At 63.9% G+C, this 10227-nt stretch carries 11 protein-coding genes; 9 read left to right on the top strand and 2 right to left on the bottom strand.

From position 1 onward, the window contains the following. The first annotated feature begins 413 nt into the window (after window positions 1–413). Window positions 414–1823, top strand: coding sequence for a 3-isopropylmalate dehydratase large subunit (gene leuC / locus LB559_RS32480; RefSeq protein WP_027163297.1), 1410 nt, complete (start codon window positions 414–416; stop codon window positions 1821–1823). 38 nt (window positions 1824–1861) lie between these two features. On the opposite strand, the gene LB559_RS32475 is transcribed toward leuC, so the two are convergent. Then, on the bottom strand, window positions 1862–2179 hold the full coding sequence (locus LB559_RS32475) for a hypothetical protein (protein WP_013528869.1): 318 nt from the start codon (window positions 2177–2179) through the stop codon (window positions 1862–1864). Window positions 2180–2338: 159 nt separating this feature from the next. On the opposite strand from LB559_RS32475, the gene LB559_RS32470 reads away from it, so the two are divergent. Together LB559_RS32470 and LB559_RS32465 are read left to right on the top strand one after the other, a co-directional pair. Next, the gene (locus LB559_RS32470) at window positions 2339–3535 is read left to right on the top strand and encodes a GGDEF domain-containing protein (RefSeq protein WP_224675876.1); all 1197 of its coding nucleotides are present in this window, start codon (window positions 2339–2341) and stop codon (window positions 3533–3535) included. 73 nt (window positions 3536–3608) lie between these two features. Next, a complete protein-coding gene (locus LB559_RS32465; RefSeq protein ID WP_224675875.1) occupies window positions 3609–4817 on the top strand; it encodes a sensor domain-containing diguanylate cyclase in 1209 nt (402 codons plus the stop codon). On the opposite strand, the gene LB559_RS32460 is transcribed toward LB559_RS32465, so the two are convergent. Further along, entirely contained in the window at window positions 4801–5163 is a 363-nt protein-coding gene (locus tag LB559_RS32460; protein ID WP_024504989.1) for a hypothetical protein, read from the bottom strand. The genes LB559_RS32465 and LB559_RS32460 overlap by 17 nt on opposite strands. A gap of 261 nt (window positions 5164–5424) precedes the next feature. Here LB559_RS32460 and LB559_RS32455 point away from each other — a divergent pair, with 261 nt between their 5' ends. The 6 genes from LB559_RS32455 (at window position 5425) to LB559_RS32430 (ending at window position 10226) form a co-directional block, all read left to right on the top strand. After that, window positions 5425–5853, top strand: coding sequence for a hypothetical protein (locus LB559_RS32455; protein WP_024504990.1), 429 nt, complete (start codon window positions 5425–5427; stop codon window positions 5851–5853). A gap of 261 nt (window positions 5854–6114) precedes the next feature. Next, the gene (gene sdhC, locus LB559_RS32450; protein WP_013528874.1) at window positions 6115–6534 is read left to right on the top strand and encodes a succinate dehydrogenase, cytochrome b556 subunit; all 420 of its coding nucleotides are present in this window, start codon (window positions 6115–6117) and stop codon (window positions 6532–6534) included. Window positions 6535–6536: 2 nt separating this feature from the next. Beyond that, on the top strand, window positions 6537–6932 hold the full coding sequence (sdhD, locus tag LB559_RS32445) for a succinate dehydrogenase, hydrophobic membrane anchor protein (RefSeq protein ID WP_013528875.1): 396 nt from the start codon (window positions 6537–6539) through the stop codon (window positions 6930–6932). Between the two features lies 1 nt (window position 6933). Next, window positions 6934–8769, top strand: a complete 1836-nt coding sequence (gene sdhA, locus LB559_RS32440) for a succinate dehydrogenase flavoprotein subunit (protein ID WP_224675874.1) — start codon at window positions 6934–6936, stop codon at window positions 8767–8769. Between the two features lie 9 nt (window positions 8770–8778). Beyond that, entirely contained in the window at window positions 8779–9558 is a 780-nt protein-coding gene (locus tag LB559_RS32435) for a succinate dehydrogenase iron-sulfur subunit (protein ID WP_013528877.1), read from the top strand. Between the two features lie 32 nt (window positions 9559–9590). Beyond that, the gene (locus tag LB559_RS32430) at window positions 9591–10226 is read left to right on the top strand and encodes a YceH family protein (protein WP_024504993.1); all 636 of its coding nucleotides are present in this window, start codon (window positions 9591–9593) and stop codon (window positions 10224–10226) included. Window position 10227 lies beyond the last annotated feature (1 nt).

Genomic DNA, 10227 nt, shown 5'->3' with positions numbered 1-10227 from the left:
AAAGCACGCGATGCGCGCAACGAGTTCGCGAGTGCAACTTGACACCCCAGATAGTCGCTCTCCCCCGATCGACGGGGTAGAGGAAGGCGCTAGCTTAAGTAAGGTCGGCTCCCTTCCTCTCCCCCTGAAGGTGTGGAAGTGAGGACGAGGAACCCGAGTTCTGCGAAGGCAGCTTCCAATTGCCGAAAACCCAAAACATTGATATGAGCCACGCCATGGAAGAGCTTTTTGGCGATCCGGCCTACAAGGGGTTCGTGCTGCAGGACAGAAAACGCCTGCCGTCGCGCTTCTCCGCGCGCGTGTCCGGGGCGCTGACCAGCCGACTACCCTAGGCCGACCCATCGGGGTCGTTTCGCCGGGCCGGAGGTCCGGCACCTGCTCTTTCCCATTCTCATATCGACGGATTTACGCACATGAGCGCACCGCGCACCCTCTACGACAAGATTTTCGACGACCATGTCGTCGATCGCCAGGACGACGGCACCTGCCTGCTCTACATCGACCGCCACCTGGTCCATGAAGTGACCAGCCCGCAGGCCTTCGAAGGCCTGCGCATGACCGGCCGTAAAGTCCGGCATCCGGAAAAGACGCTGGCCGTGGTCGATCACAATGTCTCGACTTCGCCCGAGCGCAAGTTCGGCATCAAGAACGAGGAAAGCCGCATCCAGGTCGAGGCGCTGGCCAAGAACGCCAGGGATTTCGGCGTCGAATATTATTCCGAGAACGATATCCGCCAGGGCATCGTCCACATCATCGGTCCGGAGCAGGGCTTTACATTGCCCGGCATGACCATCGTCTGCGGCGACAGCCACACCTCGACGCACGGCGCTTTCGGCGCGCTGGCGCATGGCATCGGCACATCCGAGGTCGAGCATGTTCTGGCGACGCAGACGCTGATCCAGCGCAAGGCCAAGAACATGCTGGTGCGTGTCGACGGCCAATTGCCGGAAGGTGTCACCGCCAAGGACATCATCCTGGCCATCATCGGCGAGATCGGCACTGCCGGTGGCACCGGCTATGTCATCGAATATGCCGGCGAGGCGATCCGTGCGCTGTCGATGGAGGGCCGCATGACGATCTGCAACATGTCGATCGAAGGCGGCGCGCGCGCCGGCCTGATCGCCGCGGACGAGACGACCTTCGCCTATGTCAAGGACAAGCCGCGCGCGCCGAAGGGCGCGGCCTGGGATGCGGCACTCGAATACTGGAAGACGCTACAGTCCGACGAGGGCGCGCATTTCGACAAGGTGATCGTGCTCGACGCGGCCAAGCTGCCGCCGATCGTCTCCTGGGGCTCCTCGCCCGAGGACGTCGTGTCGGTGCAAGGCATCGTGCCGAACCCGGACGACATCACCGATGAGAACAAGCGCACCTCCAAGCAGCGCGCGCTCGACTATATGGGTCTGACGCCGGGCACCAGGATCACCGACATCACGCTCGACCGCGTCTTCATCGGTTCCTGCACCAATGGCCGCATCGAGGATCTGCGCGCCGTCGCCAAGGTGGTCGAAGGCAAGACGGTCAGCCCGCATGTCGATGCGATGATCGTGCCGGGCTCCGGCCTGGTCAAGGAACAGGCGGAAGCCGAAGGCCTCGACAAGATCTTTGTCGCCGCCGGTTTCGATTGGCGCGAGCCGGGCTGCTCGATGTGCCTGGCCATGAACGACGACCGGCTGAAGCCGCATGAACGCTGCGCCTCGACTTCGAACCGCAATTTCGAGGGCCGGCAAGGCTTCAAGGGCCGCACCCATCTGGTGTCGCCGGCGATGGCGGCCGCGGCGGCGATCGCCGGCCATTTCGTCGACATTCGCGAGTGGAAGTAGTCCGGACTTGAACGGACCCGAGCCGCACCCGGCTCGGGTCAACGCTTCCCGTCACGGCGGACGAGTTCGTGGAACTCCTCGCGGCGTCCGGGCTGTTCGGCCGCGACCACAAGCGCAAGCTGTTGTTCCTCGAAGAGCTTGAACCATTCGTCCCATTCGACGAGTTCATAGCCTCCCGCATTGAGCGGCCGTTCAGGCTGGTCCTGATCCTGATAGGCGTGCTGGCCGAAGACCAGCCTCAACATGGGCTGCGTCCCCGCTTCGGGCGAGATGTCGACGATTGCGGGAAAGCCGGCGCGCCCGGCAGCCCACGAGCGGATCGCATCGTGGTCGGTCAGTGTTATTGTGTCGGCCATCGGTCGCTCCAGATTGTCAACGAAGGAACGCTGACCGGAGACGGCGGTTCCCTGACATTATTTTGAGATGGCGGTTCTGCTTGCGGCGAGGCTTAACCGCTTGTTTGGGCTTGCCCTCTAAGCTCTTCCCCGACGTAAGCGAGGGGAAGTCATAGTCGTTTGGACACGGGTCTGCTCATAGCGCTGCTCAACCCGACGATCGCGCTGGCGCTCGGCGCGGCATTCCTCGTGCTATGGTCCTATCAGCGCCACCGCCCCTATCTGGCCGTGCTGGCGCTCAGCTACAGTCTCTCGGCGATCGGCTTCCTGCTCCAGTATTTCACCTTGCCGATCGGCATGCCGCTGACCAAGCTGGTGTCGAACATCTGCTTCAGCATCGCCGGCTGCTGCCTGGCCGGCGCCATCGTCCACCGCTATGGCCGCAAGGTGCCCTATGTGGGGATCGGCGCGCTGGCCTGGGGGGGACTGGCGTCGTTCTGCTGGTTCCTGTTCATCGCGCCGGATCTCACCTGGCGCATCCTGGCGATGAACTTCGCTTTCGGCGGTATCAGCCTTCTGGTTGCCGCCGAACTGCGCCCGGTGCGCAACAACGGCCCGACCGAGAAAATCCTGTTCGTGCTGTCGCTGCTGTCGGGCGTCAACTTCTTCGTGCGCACCCTTATCGTCGTCATCGCGCACGGGCCCTTCACGAGCTATGACGGGTTCTATGGCTCGTCCTACTGGACGACGGCGCTGCTGTCGCACGCGCTGCTGTCGCTGCTTATCGCGCTGTGCCTGTTTTCCGCCGCGGCACTCGACGTGTTGAAGGCGTTGAAGACCGAGACCTTTACCGACCCCCTGTCGGGCCTGCTCAACCGGCGTGGCTTCGAGGAGCGCGGCATGCTGCTCTTGCGGCACTGCGCCTCGGCGCGGTTCCCGGTCGCGTTGGTGCTGGCCGACCTCGATCATTTCAAGGCGCTCAACGATGTGCATGGGCATGGGGCGGGCGATCGCGTGATTGCCGATTTCGCCGCCAAGCTTCGGTCGGCGGCCGGCGCGCGCGGTGTTGCCGGGCGTATCGGCGGCGAGGAATTCGCCGTGCTGCTGCCACTCAGCGATCTTGCCGCGGCACGGCTGTTCGCCGAAGCGGTGCGCACGGTCTATTCGGCCGGCCATGTCGACGGGCTTCCCCAGGGAACGAAGGTGACGGCAAGCTTCGGCGTGGCGGCCCGCAGCGGTGACGAGGCGCTGGAGCCGCTGATGCGCCGTGCCGACGATGCGCTCTACAAGGCCAAGAAGAACGGCCGCGACAGTGTACGCCTGTCCTATGAGCGGCCGGAAACGGCGTTCCTGCCGGAGCCGCTCAAGACCGGCTGAATCCTGGCCGGCCAGGACGTTAACGTCTTCTTCGCCCGTCGATGATTAGCTGTCGGCGCGGGTGCGGGAGAACATGAGCGGCGCCAACTTCATCCTGTTGATCAATCTGTCGGTTGCCGGCCTGCTGGCGGCCTGCTTCATGGCGGTCGCCTTCCACGATGTCGGCCGGGCGCCGGCGCGCTGGCTGGCATTTGGCTATCTGCTGGGCATGGCCTATTCGGCCATCGAATTCTCCATTCCCGCTTTTGCCGACGCGCGGCTCCCGGTCGTTGCCGCCTTCGCGGTCTTCCTTGCCGCCACCATTGCGTTCAATGGCGGGCTTGCCCGCAAATACGGCGTGGCACCGCCCTGGAAGGCGATGCTGTTTTTCCTGTTGGCCACCACCATAGCTGTGTATTTCGTACAGGACCTGCCCCGCCAGTCGCTGATCCGCATCATGGCTTATCAGCTTCCCTATGCGGTCATGCAGTTCATCGGGCTCGCCATCGTCTGGTCATCGAGGCAAAAGCTTGACCGTCTCGATCGCATATTGATGGCCGTGCTGGCGGCGAGCGGCCTGCAGTTTGCCTCCAAGCCATTCATCGCCCATGCGCTCGGCGGCTGGGGCGCCAATCCGCAAGCCTATCTGCAAAGCAACTACGCGCTGGTGTCGCAATCGCTCGGCACTGTCTTTGCGCTGGCGCTGGCGCTGCTGATGCTGGCCATCCTGGTTCGCGACGTGCTTGCCGAAGTGACGTCGAAGTCGGAGACGGACACGCTTTCGCGCCTGCTCAATCGCGGCGGCTTCACCCGCCATGCCGAACTGGCGGTGCTTGGCGCCCTGCGGCAAGGCGTGCCGGTCGCGCTGGTCATAGCCGATCTCGATCATTTCAAGAGCGTCAACGACAGCTTCGGCCATGCGTCCGGCGACCGGGTGATCGAGACTTTTGCAGGCTTCCTGCGTGAAGCCGCCGCCGCGCATCACGTTGCCGGCCGCATTGGCGGCGAGGAGTTCGCCATCATCCTGCCGGGAACCAACCTTGCCGCGGCGCGGCTGTTCGCCGAGGGAACGCGCAGCGCCTTCGGCGCGCTGCCCATAGACGGACTGCCGGCTGACAACCGCTGCACTGCGAGCTTCGGCGTCGCCGAACTCCATGCGAGCGAAGACTTTGCCGATCTGATGCGGCGGGCCGACCAGGCGCTCTATCAGGCGAAGAATGCCGGGCGCGATTGCGTGCGCGTCTCCGTCGGGCCTGCCGGCAACTGTTCGTCAGCCGGAACGGAAGCTAGCGGCAGGGGCTGAGTTCGGGCATCTCGCCGTCGGAGAGGCCGTACATATAGGAGCGGCCCTTCACCAGCACCGGCGGCCGGTAGCAATCGCTATAACCGCCGATTTCGTCGGCTTCGTTCTCGTAGATCACCTTGGGCTGGCCGGCGCTGGTGTAGTCGGAGAGCTGCTTGGCCAGCCTGCCTTGGCCGACGATGATGCGCTTGTAGCCGGCGGCGCTGTCGACGACGAGGTTGCCGAAGGAATCGGCGTAGACGCGATCCTGATGCCGTGCGCCGGCAAGCGCTGGCGCTGCAAGGCCGGCGACCGAGGCTGCTACGACGAGCGCCGCAAGGCGCGATTTGCCCGAATTCGAACGCATGGCGTCCTCCGTGTCTTGAGGGAAAGCCTCCTCGAATCAGAAATTAACGGTTTCTTAACCTTTGTTAAGAGGCCGGCGCGTTTGGCGGCGATGTCTCGGTAAACATGGTTAATATCCGTTAATATCCGACTGGATGGAAAACCCGGTGGCCATCATTCGGCCATGCTTGGCCGCACCATCGCGGCGGCGTCCGCCTTGGCGTCGGGACGATCGTGATCTGGACAAAGCATCGTGGCCGCTTGCCGCGCGGGAGGACAGCATATGGCGCTACGCCGGCCGATTTGGGTGTCCGTTTTCCCGTTGCTCGGTGTCGTCGCTGCCTGTGTGCCGCAAGACAGCGCGCCGAAGGCAGCCAATACCGTCGTCGTCTCACCTGCGCCGGCCCAGCAGTCCGTCGCAGCCGCGGTGCCTCCGGCAGCTGCAACCAAGATCATCACCGACCTTACCGCGCCGCGACCAGGCACAGGCACGGCCACCTACAGATGCGGCAACAACGGTATGATTTCCATCCAAAATCTAGGCACGTCGTTGCGTGTGGTCGGGTCCGACGGCGCGACCGAGGAGTTTGCGGCGTCGCCTGCCAACCAGAGCAGCCGCTACCAGGCGGCCACGCATGACGCAATCGTGATCGACGGGCGCGAGGCGCTGGTGATGAAGAAGGGATCGACGCCGCAGACCTGCAAACGCTGACGCCAGTCTCACCACCGCTGGGCCCTGGGGCCAGATATGTTGCACTGCAGCGATATCGAGCCGGCTTCAGGCCTTCCCGGCCTAATCGATTGAAGCCAAAGCCCGCCTTTTAGTCAGACTAAATTACGTTTTCGAAACGGTTTTCTGGCTTTGACGCGGTGCAAAAAGAGCATTAGAAACCGGCTGTCCGAAGTCGCAACCGGAAGCGGCAATGCCGCATTTCCACCTGAGGCTCCAGAGAGACGCCGAACTGGGGGAGCCATGAGCAAATCACCAGCCACCCGCGAATTTGCCAGACGTGAACGGCCGATTTCGCCGCACCTCACCGTGTACCGGCCGCCGATCACCATGACGATGTCGATCATTCACCGCATCACCGGCGGCGCGCTGTATTTCGGCACGCTGCTGGTCGCCCTGTGGCTGATGGCGGCGGCAAGCTCGCAGGCGACCTTCGATTGGGCCAATTGGGCCTTCGGCACCTGGCTCGGCCGGATCATCCTGTTCGGCTACACCTGGGCGCTGATGCATCATATGCTGGGCGGCGTACGGCACCTCATCTGGGACACGGGCGCGGGCCTGGAAAAGCATACCGCCTCGAAGATCGCCTGGGCGACGCTGGCCGGCTCGATCCTGCTCACGCTGCTGATATGGATCGCCGGCACCATGGCGCGGGGAGCTTGATCATGAGCGGCAAAAACACCGACATGCGCACGCCGCTGGCGAGGGTCCGCGGCCTCGGCTCCGCCCGCGAGGGCACCGGGCATTTCTGGCGCCAGCGCCTGACCGCGATCGCCAACATCCCGCTGATCCTGTTCTTCGTCGGTTTCCTGATCGCGCTCAACGGCGCCGACCACGAGCATGTGCGGGCAGCCCTTGCCAACCCGTTCGTGGCGCTGGTGATGGCCCTGGTGCTCATCTCCGGTCTCACCCATATGCGGATCGGCATGCAGGTGATCATCGAGGATTACGTGCATGGCGAAGGCATGAAGCTGGCGCTGATCGCGCTCAATACATTTTTCACCATAGCGGTCGGCGTCGCCTCGATCTTCGCCCTGCTCAAGCTGGCATTCGGAGGCTGAGTTGGCCAAGGACGCGAAACAAGCCAACACGGCAGGCTATACCTTTGTCGACCACAAGTTCGACGTGGTGGTCGTTGGCGCCGGCGGCGCCGGCCTGCGCGCCACGCTCGGCATGGCCGAACAGGGGCTGCGCACCGCCTGCATCAGCAAGGTGTTCCCGACCCGCTCGCACACGGTGGCGGCGCAAGGCGGCATTGCCGCCTCGCTGTCCAACATGGGTCCCGATTCCTGGCAATGGCACATGTACGACACCGTCAAGGGCTCGGACTGGCTGGGCGATGTCGACGCCATGGAATATCTGGTGCGCGAGGCGCCGGCCGCGGTCTACGAGCTCGAACATTACGGCGTGCCGTTTTCGCGCACCGAAGAGGGCAAGATCTACCAGCGGCCGTTCGGCGGCCACATGATGAACTATGGCGAAGGTCCCCCGGTGCAGCGCACCTGTGCCGCCGCCGACCGCACCGGGCATGCCATCCTGCACACGCTTTACGGCCAGTCGCTGAAGAACAATGCGCAGTTCTTCATCGAGTATTTCGCGCTCGACCTGATCATGGAGCCGGACGGCACCTGCACCGGTGTCGTCGCCTGGAACCTGGATGACGGCACCATCCACCGCTTCTTGGCCAAGATGGTGGTGCTGGCGACCGGCGGCTATGGCCGCGCCTATTTCTCGGCCACCTCGGCGCACACCTGCACCGGCGACGGCGGCGGCATGGCCGCGCGTGCCGGCTTTCCGCTGCAGGACATGGAGTTCGTGCAATTCCACCCGACCGGCATCTATGGCGCCGGCTGCCTGATCACCGAGGGTGCGCGCGGCGAGGGCGGCTATCTCGTCAATTCCGAGGGCGAGCGCTTCATGGAGCGCTACGCGCCGTCAGCCAAGGACCTTGCCTCGCGCGACGTCGTCTCGCGCTGCATGACGCTGGAGATCCGTGAGGGCCGCGGCGTCGGCAAGAACAAGGACCACATCTTCCTGCATCTCGACCATCTCGATCCCGCCGTCCTGCATGAGCGGCTGCCAGGGATTTCGGAATCGGCCAAGATCTTTGCCGGTGTCGACCTGACCAAGGAGCCGATCCCGGTGCTGCCCACGGTCCACTACAATATGGGCGGCGTGCCGACCAATTACTGGGGCGAGGTGCTCAATCCGACGGCGCTCAATCCAGACCAGGTGTCGCCCGGATTGATGGCTGTCGGCGAAGCCGGCTGCGCCTCCGTGCACGGCGCCAACAGGCTCGGTTCGAATTCGCTGATCGATCTTGTGGTGTTCGGCCGCGCGGCGGCGATCCGCGCCGGCCAGGTCATCGACCGCAAGTCGGCGATCCCTTCGCCCAACGAAGCCTCGGTCGAAAAGATCATGGACCGCTTCGACCGGCTGCGCCACGCCAACGGCTCGACGCCGACGGCGGTGCTGCGTGAAAAGATGCAGAAGGCGATGCAGGAAGACGCGGCCGTATTCCGCACGCAGGAGTCGCTCGAAAATGGCTGTAAGCGCATTTCGCAGATCTGGGGCGAGTTGAAGGACATCAAAGTGTCCGACCGCTCGATGATCTGGAACTCCGATCTGGTCGAAACGCTGGAGCTGGAAAACCTGATGGCCAATGCCATCACCACGGTCTACAGCGCCGAGGCGCGCAAGGAGAGCCGTGGCGCGCACGCACGCGAGGACTTTTCGGCGCGCGACGACGCGGTCTGGCGCAAGCATACGCTGGCCAGGCTGAGCGAAGACGGCAAGGTGGCACTCTCCTACCGGCCGGTGCACACCGAGCCGCAGCTGGCTGAAAAGGACGGCGGCATCAGCCTCGCCAAGATCGCGCCCAAGGCCAGAGTGTATTGAGGATCGAACATGGTTGAACTCACGCTCCCCAAGAATTCGCAGATCAAGCCGGGCAAGACCTGGCCGAAGCCGGAGGGCGCCACCAATCTGCGGGAATACCGCATCTATCGCTGGTCGCCGGACGACGACGAGAACCCGCGCATCGATACCTATTTCGTCGACATGGACGATTGCGGGCCGATGGTGCTCGACGCGCTGCTGTGGATCAAGAACAAGATCGACCCGACGCTGACCTTGCGGCGTTCCTGCCGCGAAGGCATTTGCGGCTCCTGCGCCATGAACATCGACGGTTCCAACACGCTCGCCTGCACCAAGGGCTGCGACGACATTTCCGGCGCGGTAAAAGTCTACCCGCTGCCGCATATGCAGGTGGTCAAGGACCTGGTGCCCGACCTCACCAATTTCTACGCCCAGCACGCGTCGATCCAGCCCTGGCTGAAGACGGTGTCGCCGGAGCCGGCCAAGGAGTGGCTGCAGAGCCATGAGGACCGCGAGAAGCTCGACGGGCTCTATGAATGCATATTGTGCGCCTGCTGCTCGACCTCGTGCCCGAGCTATTGGTGGAACGGCGACCGCTATCTCGGCCCGGCAACGCTTCTGCAGGCCTATCGCTGGCTGATCGATAGCCGCGACGAGGCCACCGGCGAGCGGCTCGACAATCTCGAAGACCCGTTCCGGCTCTATCGCTGCCACACCATCATGAACTGCGCGCAGACCTGCCCCAAAGGCCTCAACCCGGCCAAGGCGATCGCGGAGATCAAGAAGATGATGGTGGAGAGAAGGGTTTAGGCGGTTGGTTGGTTGCCGGCGAGAGTAATCCAATGAGCGATGACCTTCCCATCCTTTCCCCTGTGGAAGCTCGCATTCTCGGCTGCCTGATCGAGAAGAAGGAGCTGACGCCGGATGTCTATCCGCTGACGCTCAACGCGGCACTGGCCGCCGCCAACCAGAAGACGGCGCGCGAGCCGGTGATGGCGCTGGAGCAGAGCGAGGTGCACCGGGGGCTGAAGCTGCTCGAACAAAAGGGGCTGGTGCGGCAGATGTTCGGTTCGCGTGTCGAGCGCTACGAGCACCAGATGGCGCAGCGCTTCTCGCTGACCACACCGCAGACCGCCTTGATCGGCTTGCTGTTGCTGCGCGGGCCGCAGACGGCCCATGAATTGTCGGCGCGCACCGAGCGCATGGCACGGTTTTCGTCGATCGAAGATCTGCGCGCCGAGCTCGACATGCTGATCGGCCGCCGACCGCCACTCATCCAGGAAATCCCACGCGGACCGGGCCAGCGCGAGGAGCGTTACGTCCATCTGCTGAGCGGGACTCCGCAGATCGCCCCCATCGCCATGCAGGCTGCGTCGGCTGCTTCATCTGCCTCCGGCCTCGAGGAGCGCGTCAGCGCCCTCGAGGAGGAGATTGCAATGTTACGCGCCCGCATCGACGCGCTGACCGGCGAGCGCTAGG

Origin of the sequence: Mesorhizobium sp. BR1-1-3 (assembly GCF_020165455.1) — a bacterium.
GTDB lineage: Bacteria > Pseudomonadota > Alphaproteobacteria > Rhizobiales > Rhizobiaceae > Mesorhizobium > Mesorhizobium ciceri.
Note: the sequence above shows the minus strand (reverse complement) of the source record. Positions and strands in the feature narration are given on the sequence as shown.